The sequence below is a fragment of the Collinsella sp. AF02-46-1 genome (assembly GCF_003465825.1).
Classification (GTDB): domain Bacteria; phylum Actinomycetota; class Coriobacteriia; order Coriobacteriales; family Coriobacteriaceae; genus Collinsella.
In genome coordinates this window covers 64,115-80,838 of record NZ_QSBV01000001.1, presented here as the reverse complement: position 1 = coordinate 80,838, position 16,724 = coordinate 64,115, and the positions used below count along the sequence as shown (strand labels likewise).

Below are 16,724 nucleotides of genomic sequence, written 5' to 3'. Positions count from 1 at the left end.
GGGACACACCCATGGCCACCAGTAAACCGCGTATTGATCGCCGTATCGTTCGCAGCCGCAATGCCATCCTTTCCGCTTTTGAGCGCTTGCTCATGGAAAAGCCGCTGGCAGACATTACGGTGAGTGCCATCGCGCGCGAGGCCAATGTCGACCGTAAAACCTTCTACGTGCACTTTGGTACGGTTGATGGCTTGCTCGATGCCATTGCCGTCGATGTGGTGGAGATGATTGTCGACTCGGTCGAGAAAACGCTTGCTTCCATGGACGGTGACACCAACGAGCGCGCCCTGGGCGCGGCGGCGACCTTCTTTAAAACCGTTAACGAGGCGCTGTGCAACAACCTGGTGCTCAATCGTCAGCTGATCGAGAACATTCCGCTCGATGATTTTATGGCTCGTCTTCGTGCGCCGCTCGAGCACGAGATTGCCGAGCGCGATCTGCTGCCCCACGGTCTCAAGGACGAGATGTTCGACTACTATCTGGCGTTTTTGCTGTCGGGTATTATCGGAATCTATCGCACATGGGCGCTGTCTGACGGCTCGGTTCCTATCGAGCGCGTCTCGGAGGTCGCCAACGACCTGACTCTCAATGGCCTGTCGAGTCTGGAATCTCGCTTGGATTAGGCGCAGGCTCGAGTTCGCGAGGCGCTTGTCGGGGTGCAGCCCGATCGACCAGGCGACGAGCATCCCGCCGAAGCAGTCGATGACCGGGCTCAGGTAGACCTTCTCGCCGCCCGGGAGCCTGAACTCGGTGATGTCGGTGAGCCACAGCAGGTTGGGCTCGTCGGCGTGGAAATTCCTGTTTACGAGGTTCTCCGGCGCCTTGTAGACCTCGCCGGCGTAGGAGCTGTAGCCTGAGGATCCTTAAAAGAAAGTCCAGTTTATCCTTTCCACCCCAATTGGGAATCCTCCGATGCGCCTTCGCACGCTCGCATGACCTCGATACCGTGCGAGCGTGCGAACTCGACGAGCTCTGCGTTGCGGGCGTTAATGGTGCCGAAGGCGGCGGGGCACACGATAAGGCGCGCGCAGTGGACGAGGAGCTCTTTGGCGCGGGCTATGGTTTTATCCCCGATCGGCTCGAAGGCGCGCTCGGCCACGCATTCCGCCGCCAGGTCGCGCGCTAGCTCGCAGTCGATGTCCCCTTCGTGCAGAACGCCCGTGTAGAACGCCTTGCCCTGCCGGATGAGCTGGCGAAACACAGCCGACCCCGTACCTGCGCCGGCGATGACGAACGTGTGCGCATCGCCGTGCGGGCGTCCAATTTCCACGCTGCCGAAGCGCTCGTTGAAGGTGCCATGTTGAAGGCCGTAGAGCTCGCCAATCGTCTCGCGCGTGAATATGTCCTCGGGTACGCCGGCGCGGAAGACCCGGCCGTCCTTCACGCAAATCACCTTGTCGGCGCTTTTCTGCGCGAGCTCGAGTTCGTGGATGGACATGATGACAGCCACATTCCGCGATTTCGCAAGGTGGCGAAGTATTCGCAGCAGGTCGATCTGGTAGCGGATATCGAGATACGACGTGGGCTCGTCGAGCACGAGCACACGCGGATCCTGCGCGATGGCGCGTGCGAGTATGACGCGCTGGCGTTGCCCGTCGCTTATCTGCATGAAGTCGCGCTCGGCGAGCTCTTCCACACGTGCGGTTTTCATGGCCTCGTCGACCCGACTATGGTCGTCGGGCGAGAGTGTGCCCATTCGCCCGGTGTAGGGGTGCCTTCCCGCCTCTACGACATCGCGGCAGGTGAGGAGCTCGGTCCGGGGGCGATCTGTCAGCATAACGGCAAGGTTCTTTGCAAACTCCGCCGTCTTCCATCGGGAAATCTCCCGCCCGTCGAGCTCGACCGCGCCGGCAAGCGGTGCCAGATGGCGTGTGATGGTTTTTAAGATGGTCGACTTGCCCGAGCCGTTCGGCCCGATGAGCGCCACGACGTCGCCCGCGCGAACCTCCAGATCGACGCCTCCGACTACGACCTTCTTGTCGTAGCCCGCCGACAGGTCGCTTATGTGGAAAAGCGGCGCTCCGTCAGCCTGCGTTTCGACCGTAGTTTCGAGGTTCGGCTCCGCTCGGAAGAGGCGTTCCGCGCGCAGTTCCGCACGAGCCGAAAGTGCCTTCTGGCGCTTTCGTGCGAGCTCAGGACTGTCTAAGCATGGAATGTCCCCTCCGAGCGTTTTGGGCCGCGGCACGAATTCCCGCATCTACCTCACCCGCTTCTTCAACATGAGCGCGATAACCACCGGAGCGCCGAAGATGGCGGTGACGGCGCTGATGGAAAGCTCGACGGGAGAGAACAGCGTGCGCGCGATCAAATCGCAGCCCGCGCAGAAGATGGCGCCTCCCAAGAAGCACGCAGGAATCACGCGGATGGGCTTCGACGACTTTAGCGCCGACTTCACGAGATGCGGAACCGCGATGCCTACGAACGACACCGGACCAGCGAACGCGGTCACGCAGGCGGAGAGCATGCTCGCTAGAAGGACGAGCACCACGCGGAAGCGTTCGACGTTCACGCCGACGCTTTTCGCGTAGGCTTCTCCCAGCTGGAAGGCGGAAAGGGGCTTCGATATCGCGAATACGCATGCGCTCACGGTGATCACCACGACCGCGATGACCGCGATGTCGTCCCAGCTCGAACCCGAGAAGCTACCCAAAGACCAGTTGTGCAGGTTCACGATGGACTGGTCGTCGGCGAAGGCGATGAGGAAGTTCGTCGCCGCCGAGCAGATGTATCCCACCATGACGCCCGCCACGATGAGCATGGCCATGGAACTTATGCGCCGTGCGATGAGGAGCACGAAGCCGATGGTGATAAGCGAGCCCAGAAACGCTGCGGCCACCATGGCCGGCGAGGACATGGCCTGGTTCGCGCCTAGAAGTACGATCATCGTAAGCGCGACGACGAACTTTGCGCCCGAGGAGACGCCCAAGATGAACGGGTCGGCGATGGGGTTGTTGAAAAACGTCTGCAGCAGGAACCCGGAAAGCGAAAGTGCCCCGCCGAGAAGCACGGCTGAAAGCACGCGCGGCAGGCGAATCTCCCAGATGACCTGGCTTTCCATGGAATTGGCCGCGCCGCCCGAAAGGATGCCGGGGATGTGGTCTGCGGGCACGAGCACGCTCCCGATGCACAGGTTGGCCCCGACGAGCACGATGAGGGCAACAGCGAGCAGCGCCGTCACGACGCGACACCGCGCGGCGCGCCCCGATTCGTCGTATGCCATGGAAAGCCGGCTTCTCATGGCGCTAACCGAGCTTCCTCAGATAATGGAAGTCGCTCGCGTCATCGCCGGTGAACGCCCCGTGCAGCTCGTCGATAATGTCGGCGGTAGAAGTCATCTGCTGGTACATGTCGGCGCTTGTGACCCAGACGTTGCCGTTCTTCACGGCTTTGAACTGCGACAATAGCGCGTTTTTGCCTACGAAGTCGTTCAAGGTGGCAACCGATTCGTCGATGGTGCCGTTGTAGACGATGATGTCGGCATCCTTCGCTGTCGCGTAGAAGCGCTCCATTTCGAGCGTTACTGACGAACCTGACGTCGACGCCGTCTGCGCGTCATCGAGCGCGTAGCTGCCGCCTGCAAGCTCGATCATCTGCGCCACGTAGTCGCCCGCCCGCCGCGTGACGGCGGCCCCGTTCGAGTTAATGTAGAAATACGCCACGGTTTTACCTGACGACGCGAGCCCCGACGTTTGCTCGACGCGGGCCTTCTGCTCGTTGAACAGGTGCGTGGCCTCGTCTTCCTTGTCGAACAGGACGCCGAAAAGCTTAATCCACTCGACGCGCCCGAGTGCTTTGGGCTCGCTCGACGACTGTTCGGTGAGCACGACGAGCCCGAGCTTCTGCAGCTTTTCCTTCACATCGGGCGTGTGGTTGATCATGGTGTTCTCGATGGCGAGCGTGCAGCCCGAGGCCGATATTCGCTCGTAGTCGGGCGCGCTGTACTTGCCGCCGTAGGCGATCGCCCCACTTCCGAGCGCGCTTTTGAAGCCCGCGACCGAGCAATCGTCGGCTTTCGTGCCCGACATTAAGATATTGTCGTTCGCATCGAGCGCGTCGACCAGGCACATCGTCGCCGACGACACGAGGTACACCTTGTCGGCGGGGCGCCTTATGACCGCGATGTCGGAGCTTAACCCATCAGGTACCTTCGCATCTTGCGGCACCACGAGGAAGCGCTCCCCGTTCGAAACGCAGATAAGCCGCAGGCCGCCTTCGAACTCGTCGACAGTGAAGTGCTCGGCGTATTCAAGCTGAAGCGCTCCCGTCGGCTCCCAGCCGCAGCCCAAATCGGCGTTGTGGAAGTCGGCCGCGGCGCTTGAAGCCGTTCCCGCAGGGGAGCCGCCGCTTGCATCGTCGCCCGATTTCTCCTTCATGGTGGATGAGTCGAAGTGGAGCGTGTAGTCGATGGTGTGCGGCGTCGACATGGCGACGGTCTCGGCCGACACGGCGATGTCCTCGTCGAGCGTGACGGGTATCTCGAACGTGGAGTTGCCGCCGTCGTTTACGGGCGCGTAGTCCACGCCGTCGACGGTCATCTTGTCGTAGTTCGAACTCGACCAGGTGATGGTCGCGGTGTAGGTGTCGCCATCCTTCACAATTGTGGTGGGTGAGGCGATGCTTGCGCGCCCTGACCCGCCGGAAAGCGAGACGCTCACCGTGTATTCCTGAGAGCCCGCCGTGCCACCGGTCGCGTTCGGGCTCGCACTGCACCCCGCGAAGGGAAGCGCGAGCAGGGCGACGAGAACGCAGGCGATCGCGCGCGCCGCGATGCTGTGGAGCTTCCTGTTTTCCCCCTTGGGAAGAATCGACCGCATGGCGTTACTTCAGTGCGTCGGCGCGCAGATCGACGCCGGCGGATTCGAACACAAGTGTGCGGTCGTACCACTGCTCTTTTCTAATACTCCACGCGGCACAGGCGGTGTCCTCGTCGAGCGCATCAACGGGCACGTCGTAGGTGTACTTGCCTTCCGCGTTTTCCACATAGGGGATGAAGTCGGCCTCGCTCGCGGCGGCAGCCTCGTCGCCCGTGCCCATGAAGAGCTTGCCGTAGCCCGTGCCGGAAAGCGTCATCACGCAGTGCATGGAGCCGTTTTCCACGATGAGCTGGGCGTCCACGATCCTGAACATGTTCGAGCTGGAATCTACGGTGATTGGATAGGTGCCGTCGGCCACCTTGTCGGCGGTGATGGGGGCAGCGCTTGCGCCCGCGGGCGCATCGGCCGCCTGTTCGGTCTTTTCCTGGGAATCGGCATCGCTTGCCTTTGCGCTGTCGATTGAATTTCCGGCGCAGCCGGCGAGCGAGAACGCGCAAAGCGCCGCCGACAGGGCGAAGACGAGGGTTTTCTTCAACATGGAGGGGGTTCCTTTCAATCGCTTCGACCGCCCGCGCCGTGCGGTGGGCGGTCGGGATGCGAATGCAACGGGCATGCGTCGTCAGTCGGGGAAAGGCGCATGCCCGTTGCACGGGGACGCGACCGGCGCCCCCGTGCGCGGCGAGTTTACAGCTTGGCGATGGCGTCGTCCACGTGCGAGACGTAGATGTCGTCGACCGCGACGTTCTGTCCCAGACCCTGGAGCAGGCACGTCACTTCGAAGCCTGCGGCCACGAACTTCGCAGCCCAGCTGTCGGGGTCGGTCTCGTCTGCCATGTCGTTGTTCGCGTGGTCGCCCGCGACCACCATGAACGGCGCGAGCACGGCCTTCTTGTAGCCTGCGGCGCTCGCGGCGGCGATAACATCCTCGCAGGTCGGTTCAGCCTCGACGGTGCCGACGAAGAACTGCGTCAAACCCTCGTTCTTGAACACTTCCTGCATCTTGGCATAGTCGGCGTTGGAATCGGCTTCGGTGCCGTGGCCCATGAGGCACAGCGCCGTCTCGCCGTCGTCGAAGGACGCCATGTTCTCCTTAATGGCTGCGGCCACCTTTTTGTAGTCGTCGTCGGAGGTGAGCAGCGGGTCGCCGAGCGAGATCTTGTCGAACTTGTCGGCGTACTTGTCGAGCTCGTCTTTCACGTCGGCGTATTCCAGGCCAGCCATGAGATGCGTCGGCTGCACGACGATTTCCTTCACGCCGTCTTCCACGCAGCGGTCAAGCGCCTCGGTCATGTTGTCGATCGTGATGCCGTCGCGCTTCTTCAGCTTGTCGATGATGATCTGCGCGGTGAAGGCGCGGCGGATGTCGTAGTCCTGCCAGTACTTCTCGCGGATAGCGTCTTCGATGGCGCCGATGGTGATGTGGCGCGAGTCGTTGTAGCTCGTGCCGAAGCTCGTGACGAGGATGACCGGCTTCGCGGCCTTCTCCTTTTCACTAGATTTCTCGGAACTCGCGGAGGTGTTGGAGCAGCCCGCGAGCGCGACTCCGGCGAGCGCGACGGCTCCGGTTGCTGCGGCGCCCATGAAGCCGCGGCGTGACATCTGGTCGGACATGGTTTTTCCTTTCCTCGGTTTGCCGGTCCCCCGGCGACAGTTGCTTGTCGGCACAAGCGAAAGAAAAGCGCACCCCTCGGGGTTCACAAGGAGCTAACGCCACGGCGATGCCGTGAGGAAAAGGCGAAGCAGTCTGGCTTGGGGCGCGAGGCGGTTCGCCCGCGCGTCCTATACAGTAATGTCCCTTGCCCAGGATTCCCACCTGGTTCCCTCCGCAAGCCAGCGCGGGCTGTGCAGGCGCCGCGCCGGTCATTTCCTTTTATCCGATTGTCATATGCTCGTTGCCGAAACTTTTACTATGATAGTGGGCACTTGTGAACGTGTCAAAGCCAGCGCGGGCGGCATTGCGCCTCCTGCCTGCGTATTTGCGCCGATTGCTGCCGCAGGCGCCGTGTTTTGCCCGCTGCGCGAATGGCGGCGTAAACGGTTGCGATGAGAAACGGGAAGGGAAGGCTCGGATGATTCATATCGTTGGCGCAGGCTCTGGCGCCGCCGACCTTATCACGCTGCGCGGGGCGCGCCTTCTGCACGCGGCCGACGTGGTCGTTTGGGCGGGGAGCCTTGTGAACCCCGAGCTGCTCGCTGAGTGCAAGGAATCCTGCATCGTCTACGACAGCGCGCACATGACCTTGGAGGAAGTGCTCGACGTGATGTGCGCGGCAGATGCGCGGGGCGAGGAAGTGGTGCGCCTGCACACGGGCGACCCGTGCCTGTACGGCGCCATCCAGGAGCAGATGGACGCGCTCGACGCGCGCGGCGTGGACTACGAGGTGGTGCCCGGCGTGTCGAGCTTTTGCGGTGCCGCGGCGGCGCTTCGCCAGGAATACACGCTGCCGGGAATCAGCCAGTCGGTCGTGATCACGCGGCTTTCCGGGCGCACCCCCATGCCTGCGGGCGAGGGCATGCGCACCATGGCGGAAAGCGGCTCGACTATGGTCATCTTCCTGAGCTCGGGTATGCTCGCCGAGCTTTCCGCCGAGCTTTTGGCCGCGGGCCGCAGCTCCGACGAGCCGGCGGCGCTCGTGTATAAGGCGACCTGGCCTGAGGAGCGCGTGGTGCGATGCACAGTGGGCACGCTCGCCGATGCGGGCGCGCGAGAGGGCATCGACCGCACGGCGCTCGTGGTGGTGGGCCGCGTGCTCGGAGCTCGCGGCGGGCTTGCGCACGACGGCGCGCAAGCGGAGTCGTACGAGCGCAGCAAGCTTTACGACCCTTCGTTTGCCACGGGGTATCGGAAGGCGAGCAGCTAGCGTGGCCTTCGAGCACTACATATATACCGGGACGACCCGCCTGCGCTGCGGCTACACCACGGGGAGCTGCGCCGCTCTCGCGGCGAAGGCGGCCTGCGAGATGCTCTTGTCACGAAAGACCGTGGGCCGCGTGTCGATCGTCACCCCCGGCGGGCTGCCCGTCGAGACGGACGTGGTCGACGTATGCATCGGCGAGGGGTGCGCCCAGTGCGCCGTGCGAAAGGACGCAGGCGACGATGCCGATGTGACCGACGGCGTGCTCGTGTACGCGCTCGTGGAACATGCGGGGCCGGGCACGGGCGCTGCGGGCAGCAAGGGCGTGCCCGCGCGCGAATCGGAAGTTTCCGTCGATGGCGGCGTGGGCGTGGGGCGCGTGACGTTGCCCGGGCTTGAGCAGCCGGTGGGGGCGGCCGCCATCAACGCGACGCCGCGCGCGATGATCACTTCGGCGGTGCGCGAGGTGTGCGCCGCGCACGGCTTTTCTGGAAATATTGCTGTGACGATTTCGGTACCCGAGGGTGTTGCCCTTGCCGAAAAGACCTTCAACCCGCACCTGGGGATAGAGGACGGCATCTCCATCCTGGGTACGACGGGCATCGTCGAGCCGCGCAGCCTCGCTGCCTTGCGCGACAGCATCGAGCTCGAGATCCGGCAGCATGCGGCTATGGGGCGGCGCGGAGTCGTGCTCACGCCCGGCAACTACGGCGGGCAGTTCATCTCGGGGCATTTCCACCTAAACGGTGCGCCGGTGGTCTTCATCTCCAACTTTGTGGGCGATGCGATTGATTGCTGCGTTCGCGAGGGATTTACCAATGTCCTTCTTGTGGGACACATCGGCAAGCTAGTGAAGGTCGCGGGCGGCATCATGGACACCCATTCGCGTACCGCCGACTGCCGCGCGGAGATTCTGGCCGCCCACGCGGCCTTGGCCGGCGCGGGCGCGAAGACCGTGCACGAGATCATGTCGTCGGTCACGACCACGACGGCGCTTGAGGTAATCGAGGCCGCCGGCGTGGGGGATGCTGTGCGCGCCTCGCTCGCTGCGGCAATCGAGGACAGGTTGCGCCGCCGCGCGGCGGGCGCATGCGACATCGCCGCGGTCGTGTTCGACGCCGGGCGCCGCGAGCTTTTCCGCACGTCGGGCGCCGATGCTGTTATCGGGGAATTGGGGGCGACGTATGAGTAAAGGCGTGCTGTACGGGGTGGGCACGGGGCCTGGCGACCCCGAGCTGCTCACGATCAAGGCCGTCCGCACAATCGAATCGTGTCCGGTCATCGCCGCACCGCAAACGGCGGACGGGGTCATGGTCGCGCTTGACATTGTGCGCGGCGCCGTCGACCTTACAGGCAAGACGGTGATCCCCGTGCGATTCTCGATGACGCGCGACGCCGAGCGCCGCGCGGCCGAGCATGCCTCGCTTGTTCGCGAGCTTGTCGCGCACCTGGATGCGGCCCGCGACGTCGCGCTGCTGAACCTGGGGGACCCAAGCATCTACGCCACCTTCCAGCGCATAGCGCCCGACGTGCGCGCCCGCGGGTTCGAGGCGCGCGCCATTCCCGGCGTGCCGAGCTTCTGCGCGGTCGCCGCGGCGCTCGAGCGCGACCTCACGCCCGAGATGTCGTCGCCTCTGCACATCGTGCCCGGCGGCTACGATGACGTTCGCCGCGCAATCGGCTGGCCGGGGACGAAGGTGGTCATGAAGGCGCGCCGCTCGCTTGCGGACACGAAGCGCATCCTTCGCGAGGAGGGTGCCTTCGACGGTGCCGAGCTCGTAGAGGACTGTGGGCTTCCGGGCGAGCGCGTGTACCGCTCGCTCGACGATGTGCCCGATCGGGGCAGCTACTTCTCGACGATGGTGGTGCGCTAGATGAGGGTTTCCTGCATAGCGTTCACTGAGAGGGGGTATGCGTTGGCGGAGCGCACCGCACGCGCGCTTTCCGATTGCGCGCAGACAGGTGAAGATGACTCTGGCTGGAACGTTTCCGTTTCGCGCGGGTTCGGCGAGGGGAAGGCCGACCTGCGCGCATGGACGGCGCTCGCGTGGGAAGCGTCGGACGCGCTTCTGTTCGTGGGCGCGGCGGGCATCGCCGTGCGGGCGATCGCGCCGCATGTCGCCTCGAAGGCAAACGATTCCGCGGTTGTGGTGATCGACGAGGCGGGGCGCTTTGCCGTCTCGCTTTTGTCGGGGCATTTGGGCGGTGCGAACGAGCTTGCGCAAACTGTGGCACGCGCGGCAGGGGCCATCCCCGTCATCACCACGGCGACCGACGTCCGCGGCGTGTGGGCGGTGGATACGTGGGCGCGCTGTGCTGGGCTCGCCGTTTCGAATCCCGAGGCTATCAAGCGAGTGTCGGCGCGGCTGCTTTCGGGCGGGCGCGTGGCGCTCTATTCCGACATGCCGATTTCGGGACAGCCGCCTGAGGGGGTTGACATTGCGTCCGACCGCGCTCGGGCCGATATCGTCGTGTCGCCGTTCGCTGGCGCGAATGCAGGTGCGTCCGTTCGCGCGGCGGAGACAACGGGCGAGGTCGTGCCCGCCGGTGTGACGGGGAAGCCGGCGGGCGTGCGGGCGCAGGCGCCTGCGCCCGAGCCGCTTCACCTTGTCTTACCCTGCATCGTTGCGGGCATAGGGTGCCGTCGCGGTGCGTGCACCGAAGCGATCGGGGAGGCGTTTCTTCTCGCGTGCGGGCAGGCGGGCATCTCGCCTTCGGCCGTGCGCGAGGCGGCGACGATCGACGTTAAGGCGCGCGAGGAGGGTCTGCTCGCCTTCTGCCACGCGCGCAGTATCCCGCTCGCGACGTATTCCGCAGAGGAGTTGTCGCAGGTCGAAGGCAGCGTTTCGCCATCTGATTTCGTGCGCGCGACGGTGGGGGTCGACAACGTGTGCGAGCGCGCGGCGCTCGCGGGCGGGGGCAAACTTTTCTTCCCGAAGCTCGCTCACGGCGGCGTGACCGTCGCGTTTTCCAAGGTAACTATCGAACTTTCGTTTAAGGAGCGGTGATGGGAAAGCTCTTCGTGGTGGGGATTGGCCCGGGCGGCCCCGACGGCATGACGATTGCGGCTCGGCGCGCGCTCGAGGCGGCCGACATCGTTGTGGGGTACACGAAATACGTGGAGCTCGCGCTCGCCGCCGTGCCCGACGCGGCGCATCTCGCGACGCCGATGATGCACGAGGTCGAACGGTGCCGCCTGGCGCTTTCGCGCGCGCAGAGCGGAGAAGCCGTGGCGCTCGTGTGCAGCGGTGACGCGGGCGTGTACGGCATGGCGAGCCCCGTGCTGGAGCTTGCGGAGGACTACCCCGATGTAGACGTGGAAGTTATCGCCGGGGCCACCGCGGCTCAGAGCGGGTCGGCGGTGCTCGGCGCCCCGCTTGCCCACGACTTCGCGGTCGTGTCGCTCTCCGACCTGCTCACGCCGTGGGAGGTCATCGAGCGCAGGCTCGCTGCCGTGGCGAGCGCCGACTTCTGCATCTGTTTGTACAACCCGCGCAGCAGAAAGCGCGCCGACAGGCTCTCGCGCGCGGCGAAGATTATGCTCGAATGGAAGGCCCCCGACACGCTCTGCGGCTGGGTACGCAACATCGGGCGCGAGGGGCAGCAGTCGGGCATGTGCAGGCTCTCCGAGCTGGGGGAGTTCGACGCCGACATGTTCACCACCGTGTTCGTCGGCAACGCGGACACGAAGCGCGTAGGCGGCCGTATGGTCACGCCGCGCGGGTATCGGGAGATTCCATGCGAAAGGTAACGATCATCGGGGCGGGGCCCGGAAACCCCGACTTGCTCTCGCGTGCGGCGCTCGACGCGATCGACATCGCCGACGTGGTCATCGGCGCTCATCGCGCGCTTGTCGGCATCGACGTGCCGCCCGACGTGGTGAGATGCGAGCTCGTGAAGACGGCGGACATCGTCGCCGCGCTCACTGATGCGGCGTCGTGGCAGCGCGCCGTGGTCGTGATGACGGGCGATGTGGGGCTGTTCAGCGGCGCGCGCCGCCTGGTGGAGGCGCTCTCCGGCGACGCGCGGGTGGACGTGCGCGTCATTCCCGGCATAAGCTCAGCGTCGTATCTCGCCGCGCGCCTCGCGCGTCCATGGCAGGATTGGCGCTTCGCGAGCGCTCACGGCGTGGCGTGCGACATCGTGGCCGAGGCCGAGCGCGCAGGTGAGCTCTTCCTCGCCACGTCGGGCGGGGAAGACCCCTCGCGGCTTTCGGGCGAGCTTGTGCAGGCGGGCTTCGCGGACGCGCGCGTGACGGTGGCCGAGCGCCTGTCGTACCCCGACGAGCGCATCACCTGCGCGACCGCAAGTGAAATCGCAGGTCAGACGTTCGACGACTTGAACGTGATGCTTATCGAGTTCGCAGGCTGCGCCGGGTCGCCTGCGGGCTCTAGCGCAGCCTCCGAGGCGCCGGCCGGCGCGTCTGCGCCCGCGGCGGCTTCTTTCGCGGCGGACTCTGCGGGCGCATCCCGCGCCGCGAGCTCCCGCTGGCCGTACGCTTCCTCGGGCATTCCCGACGAGCTCTTCATCCGCGGCGACGTTCCCATGACCAAGCAGGAGGTGCGCGCCGTCGCGCTCGCGAAGCTGCGCCTTACCGCGACCGACACCGTGTGGGATGTCGGCGCCGGCACGGGGAGCGTGTCGATCGAGGCGGCGCTCGTCGCGCGAGCGGGGTCGGTATGGGCGGTCGAGCGCAACGCGGCCGGCGTGCGGCTCATCCGAGAGAACGCGGATGCATTCGGGTGCGGCAACGTGCATGCGGTCCCCGGTGTCGCCCCCGAAGCGCTCGCGAAACTGCCCGTCCCCGACGCCGTGTTCGTCGGCGGGAGCGCGGGCGAGCTTCCCTCCATCGTGGAGGCGGCGCTCGAGAAGAACTCGCAGGTTCGCCTGTGCGTGCCATGCGTCACCGTTGAGACGCTCACCGAGGCGTGCGCGCTCCTCTCGGGTTCGCGCTTTAAGGAGTTCGAGGCGTGCCAGGTTTCGGCCGCCCGCGCCGAGGCTGTAGGCTCGCACCATCTTATGAAGGCGCAAAACCCCGTGTTCCTCGTCAGCGCGCGTGGTGCGGGCGCGGATGCCGAGGAGCTTGCCGATGTCGGGGCGCTTGTTGAGTCACCTGTCGGGGAGGACCCCTCTGCCGAGGGGAAACCATCCGTTGAGGTGGTCTCGCTTGCTAACTGCAACGCCGCAGGTGGGGAAGGCGGCGCCCAGTGAGCACGTCCATCCCGCGCTTCATGGTCGCTGCGCCCTCGAGCGGGAGCGGCAAGACGGTCGTCACGTGCGCGCTCCTGCGCGCGCTCGCGCGTCGCGGCCTTGCATGCGCGGCCTTCAAATGCGGACCCGACTACATTGACCCGCTCTTTCATCGCCGCGTCGTGGGTGCGCGCTCGGGCAATTTAGACGGCTTCTTCACCGACGCCCCGACGCTGCGCGCCCTGCTCGCACGCGGCGCCGCGGGCGCGGATGTCGCGGTGCTCGAGGGGGTTATGGGCTTCTACGACGGCATGGCGCCCGGTGTGGCCGACGCGAGCAGCTACCAGGTTGCGCGCGACACGGAAACGCCGGTCGTTTTAGTGGTGAACGGGCGCGGGGCGTCTTTATCGCTCGCCGCCGTAATCCGCGGCATTGCCGAGTTCCTGCCTTGTGCGAACGTGCGCGGCGTCGTGCTGAACAAGACGAGCGCCGCTGCCTGCGCCTACGCGGCGCCTGCGATCGAGAAGCACACGGGCGTCGCGGTTTTGGGGAATATCCCCGCCGACGAGGCGTTCTCGCTCGAAAGCCGGCATCTGGGGCTTGTGACCGCCGACGAGGTCGAGCAGCTCTCCGCGCGCATCGACAAGATGGCCGAGCTGGTGGAAAAGAGCGTCGACGTCGACCGCTTGCTCGAAATAGCGGTGACGGCACCCGATATCCGCGAGGAACCTTACCGGTTGGAGCCGATCGCGGGAGCGCGGCCCATCGTCGCCGTCGCGCGTGACGAGGCGTTCTCGTTCTACTACGAGGAGAACCTGCGCGCGCTCGAGGACCTGGGTTGCGAGCTGGCCTTTTTCAGCCCCCTGTGTGATAACGAGTTGCCCCGGGGGACAAGCGCCCTCTATCTGGGGGGCGGCTACCCGGAGCTCCATGCGCGGCAGCTCTCCGAGAACGCGCCGATGCGCGAGGCGGTGCGGCGCGCGGTGGAATCCGGCATGCCGACGGTCGCCGAATGCGGTGGGTTTCTGTACCTGCAGCGCGAAATCGCCGATAGCGAGGGGCGGCGCTGGCCTGTTGCGGGCGCCCTTGAGGGCGCAAGCGAGAATGGGGGAAGGCTGTCCCATTTCGGGTACGTGGAGCTCACTTCCCAACGCGACGGGCTCTACGGGCCGCGCGGCACACGCATCCGCGCGCACGAGTTCCACTACTGGCAGTCCACCTGCCCGGGCGGCGACTTCTGGGCGCAGAAGCCCCGGCGCGACAAGGGCTGGCCGTGCATGTCGACCACCCCGTCCCTGGTTGCGGGCTTCCCGCATGTGTACTATCCTGCGAACCCCGACGTTGCGCGCGCGTTCGCGTCTGCCGCAGCGTCGTTTGCAGAGAGGAGACGGCATGGCTGAAGCAACCGAAACCGCGCTTGCCTGCATCCGCGAGGAAGTCGAGCGCGCGTTCTCGTCGGCGCCGGGCGCCGTGCTCGAAGCCACGCTCTCCCGGATCGAGCCCGCAGACGAGTGCGCCCGCGCCGCCGCGTACGCCGCGTGGGACTCCATCGCGCACCCCTTGGGGGGATTGGGCGACTTTGAAGACGCCGTCGCGTGTATCGCCGCAGCTCAGGGGAGCGCCGAGGTGGCCGAGTTTCCCCGTGCGCTCGCGGTATTCTTCTCCGACAACGGGATCGTTGCCGAAGGCGTGTCGCAAAGCGGGCAAGACGTGACGCGAGCCGTCGCGCGCAACATGTGCGAGGGGGCCACGAGCGCCTGCCGCATGGCGGCGTTCGCGGGTGCCGAGGTCGTGCCCGTCGACGTGGGTATGGCCCGGGGCATAGAAGACGCGCGCATGGTGCGCGCGAACGTGCGGCGGGGGAGTGGCAACATCGCGCACGGCCCCGCTATGTCTCGAGATGGGGCCGTGCGCGCGATCGAGGTCGGAATCGCCGTCGCGTGCGGGCTTGCCCGCGCCGGCGTGCGCCTTCTCGCCGCGGGCGAGATGGGCATCGGCAACACGACCACCTCGGCGGCGGTGGCCGCAGTGCTCATCCGGGCGGACGCGCGGAGCCTCGTCGGGCGCGGCGCGGGGCTCTCGGACGCCTCGCTCGCGCGCAAGCGCGACGTGGTCGAGCGCGCTATCGACGCGAACTCGCCCGATCCCGCCGACCCGATCGACGTGCTCTCGAAGGTGGGCGGCTTCGACATCGCGGCGATGTGCGGCTTCTACCTGGGGGCCGCGGCCTCGAAGGCGCCGGCGCTCCTCGACGGGGTCATATCCTGCACGGCGGCTCTGTGCGCGGCGCGCCTGTGCCCCAACGCCTTGGGCTACCTCGTGGGCACCCACGCATCAAGCGAACCCGCAAGCCAGGAGCTCCTTCTCGAGCTCGGCATAAAGGCACCCCTCGACGCAGGCATGCACTTGGGCGAGGGCGCGGGCGCCATGGCGTATCTGCCCCTTCTGGATTCGGCGCTGCGCGTATACCGGGATGGGAAGACGTTCACGGCGACTGGCATGGCTGCTTACGAGCATTTCGAGGCCGTGAAATGACGGTGACGCTCGTTATCGGCGCCGCCGCGAGCGGCAAGAGCGCCTACGCCGAGTCTCTGTGCCTCGGGCACGACGGCCCCCGCGTGTACCTGGCAACGATGGAGCCCTTCGGGGAAGAGGGCACCCGCCGCATCGCGCGCCATCGGGCGCTGCGCGAGGGCAAGGGGTTTTCCACCCTCGAGCGCACGCGTGACGTGGGCACCGCAGTGCCCGAGCTTCCGCGCGGCTGTACGCTTCTTTTGGAAGACGTGGGCAACCTGGTTGCGAACGAGCTTTTCGCGGAAGGCGGCTTGTCCCCGCGTGACCCTGACGCTGTGGCGCGCGAGGTGCTCGGAGGCATCGAACGGCTCGCTCAGGCCGCTGCGTATACGGTGGTGGTCACCGTCGACGTGTTCGCCGATGAGATGCGCTACGATGAGGGGACCGAGGCATGGAGGCGCGCGCTCGCGCGCGTGAACGCGGGCGTGGCGGCGCTGGCCGACCGCGCAGTCGAGGTGGTATGCGGGATTCCCGTGTGGATGAAAGGTGAAGGACCTACAAGGTGAAGATAGCAGAGGCAATCGGCGCGGCGTTCGGAACGTTCTCGCGCATCCCCGTCCCGAAATCGGCCTGGACCGATTTCGGGTCAACCCATGCGCTTGCCGCGTTTCCCCTGGTGGGCCTTGCGGAAGGGTTCCTCATGACGGCGTGGGGACACGTTGCGAACCTGCTCGGCGTGCCCGCGACCATCGTCGCGGCCGTGCTCGTGGCGCTGCCTGTGGCGGTGACGGGAGGCATCCACCTAGACGGGCTCTGCGACACCTCCGATGCGCTTGCAAGTTGGGCCCCGCGCGAGCGAAAGCTCGAGATCATGCACGACCCGCGGGCGGGCGCCTTCGGGGTCATCGGTGTTGTTGTGTACCTTATTCTGCAGTTTTCCCTGTTCACCGCGCTGCCGCTTACGGCGGGGGCGTTCCTCGCGCTTCTGTGCTCGCTCGTGTTCTCCCGCTCGCTTTCGGGGCTCGCCGTTGAATGCTGGCCTGCCGCGCGTGCGGACGGCATGGCCGCGGGGCTCTCGCCTGCTAAGAAGCACGCGGCGATCGTCGTGCCGCTTTGCGCTTTCGCTGCGGCTTCGGCTGCAGGGATGGTCGCGTGCGCTCAGGCCGTCGGCGCCCTTATGGCGGTGGCGGGGCTTTTGGCGCTCGCGTGGTACCGCCATGTTGCCCTGTCCCGCTTCGGCGGGGTGACGGGGGATTTGGCCGGATGGTTTCTGCAATGGGCCGAGCTCGCGATGCTTGCCATGCTGGTGGCGGGGGGCATGCTCCTATGATGCTCGTGGTAGGTGGCGCGC

16 protein-coding genes and 1 pseudogene are annotated in these 16,724 nt (G+C 66.0%); 11 read left to right on the top strand and 6 right to left on the bottom strand.

Annotation, left to right across the window (positions count from 1 at the left end):
• Positions 1-11 precede the first annotated feature (11 nt).
• Complete coding sequence (locus DWV20_RS00350; RefSeq protein WP_055250431.1) at positions 12-623, top strand: TetR/AcrR family transcriptional regulator; 612 nt, start codon at positions 12-14, stop codon at positions 621-623.
• Positions 624-626: 3 nt separating this feature from the next.
• On the opposite strand, the pseudogene DWV20_RS00345 reads toward DWV20_RS00350, so the two are convergent.
• From DWV20_RS00345 to DWV20_RS00320, 6 genes and pseudogenes are all read right to left on the bottom strand, one after another.
• Positions 627-851: pseudogene (locus DWV20_RS00345) on the bottom strand (DDE-type integrase/transposase/recombinase); the annotation flags it as partial.
• A 29-nt stretch (positions 852-880) separates the two neighbouring features.
• Positions 881-2,197: an ABC transporter ATP-binding protein gene (locus DWV20_RS00340; protein WP_117758128.1), complete on the bottom strand. Its 1,317-nt coding sequence runs from the start codon at positions 2,195-2,197 to the stop codon at positions 881-883.
• Positions 2,198-3,220, bottom strand: a complete 1,023-nt coding sequence (locus DWV20_RS00335) for an iron ABC transporter permease (protein WP_117637717.1) — start codon at positions 3,218-3,220, stop codon at positions 2,198-2,200. It lies immediately after the preceding gene.
• 22 nt (positions 3,221-3,242) lie between these two features.
• The gene (locus DWV20_RS00330; RefSeq protein ID WP_118256071.1) at positions 3,243-4,814 is read right to left on the bottom strand and encodes an ABC transporter substrate-binding protein; all 1,572 of its coding nucleotides are present in this window, start codon (positions 4,812-4,814) and stop codon (positions 3,243-3,245) included.
• A gap of 4 nt (positions 4,815-4,818) precedes the next feature.
• Positions 4,819-5,352, bottom strand: a complete 534-nt coding sequence (locus DWV20_RS00325) for a hypothetical protein (RefSeq protein WP_117716075.1) — start codon at positions 5,350-5,352, stop codon at positions 4,819-4,821.
• Positions 5,353-5,498: 146 nt separating this feature from the next.
• The gene (locus DWV20_RS00320) at positions 5,499-6,425 is read right to left on the bottom strand and encodes a sirohydrochlorin cobaltochelatase (protein WP_117583469.1); all 927 of its coding nucleotides are present in this window, start codon (positions 6,423-6,425) and stop codon (positions 5,499-5,501) included.
• Positions 6,426-6,883: 458 nt separating this feature from the next.
• Between DWV20_RS00320 and cobM the strand changes: the two genes are divergently transcribed.
• The 10 genes from cobM to cobS are packed head-to-tail and all read left to right on the top strand — an operon-like array spanning position 6,884 to position 16,703.
• Positions 6,884-7,675, top strand: a complete 792-nt coding sequence (gene cobM / locus DWV20_RS00315) for a precorrin-4 C(11)-methyltransferase (RefSeq protein WP_117758125.1) — start codon at positions 6,884-6,886, stop codon at positions 7,673-7,675.
• Position 7,676: 1 nt separating this feature from the next.
• The gene (cbiD, locus tag DWV20_RS00310) at positions 7,677-8,861 is read left to right on the top strand and encodes a cobalt-precorrin-5B (C(1))-methyltransferase CbiD (RefSeq protein ID WP_233508818.1); all 1,185 of its coding nucleotides are present in this window, start codon (positions 7,677-7,679) and stop codon (positions 8,859-8,861) included.
• Positions 8,854-9,543 carry a precorrin-2 C(20)-methyltransferase gene (gene cobI, locus DWV20_RS00305; RefSeq protein WP_117758124.1) on the top strand — a complete coding sequence of 230 codons (690 nt, stop codon included), beginning with the start codon at positions 8,854-8,856 and terminating at the stop codon, positions 9,541-9,543. Before cbiD ends, cobI begins: the two co-directional genes overlap by 8 nt.
• A gap of 42 nt (positions 9,544-9,585) precedes the next feature.
• The gene (locus tag DWV20_RS00300) at positions 9,586-10,677 is read left to right on the top strand and encodes a cobalt-precorrin 5A hydrolase (protein WP_233539735.1); all 1,092 of its coding nucleotides are present in this window, start codon (positions 9,586-9,588) and stop codon (positions 10,675-10,677) included.
• A complete protein-coding gene (cobJ, locus tag DWV20_RS00295) occupies positions 10,677-11,420 on the top strand; it encodes a precorrin-3B C(17)-methyltransferase (protein ID WP_042435525.1) in 744 nt (247 codons plus the stop codon). The genes DWV20_RS00300 and cobJ overlap by 1 nt, the downstream gene beginning before the upstream one ends.
• On the top strand, positions 11,408-12,880 hold the full coding sequence (cbiE, locus tag DWV20_RS00290) for a precorrin-6y C5,15-methyltransferase (decarboxylating) subunit CbiE (protein WP_117833452.1): 1,473 nt from the start codon (positions 11,408-11,410) through the stop codon (positions 12,878-12,880). Before cobJ ends, cbiE begins: the two co-directional genes overlap by 13 nt.
• Entirely contained in the window at positions 12,877-14,259 is a 1,383-nt protein-coding gene (locus DWV20_RS00285; protein ID WP_233539734.1) for a cobyrinate a,c-diamide synthase, read from the top strand. The genes cbiE and DWV20_RS00285 overlap by 4 nt, the downstream gene beginning before the upstream one ends.
• Complete coding sequence (locus DWV20_RS00280) at positions 14,252-15,394, top strand: nicotinate-nucleotide--dimethylbenzimidazole phosphoribosyltransferase (RefSeq protein ID WP_117758120.1); 1,143 nt, start codon at positions 14,252-14,254, stop codon at positions 15,392-15,394. Before DWV20_RS00285 ends, DWV20_RS00280 begins: the two co-directional genes overlap by 8 nt.
• Positions 15,391-15,939 carry a bifunctional adenosylcobinamide kinase/adenosylcobinamide-phosphate guanylyltransferase gene (locus DWV20_RS00275; protein ID WP_117758119.1) on the top strand — a complete coding sequence of 183 codons (549 nt, stop codon included), beginning with the start codon at positions 15,391-15,393 and terminating at the stop codon, positions 15,937-15,939. Before DWV20_RS00280 ends, DWV20_RS00275 begins: the two co-directional genes overlap by 4 nt.
• Entirely contained in the window at positions 15,936-16,703 is a 768-nt protein-coding gene (gene cobS, locus DWV20_RS00270) for an adenosylcobinamide-GDP ribazoletransferase (protein WP_118237414.1), read from the top strand. The genes DWV20_RS00275 and cobS overlap by 4 nt, the downstream gene beginning before the upstream one ends.
• The last annotated feature ends 21 nt before the right edge of the window (positions 16,704-16,724 follow it).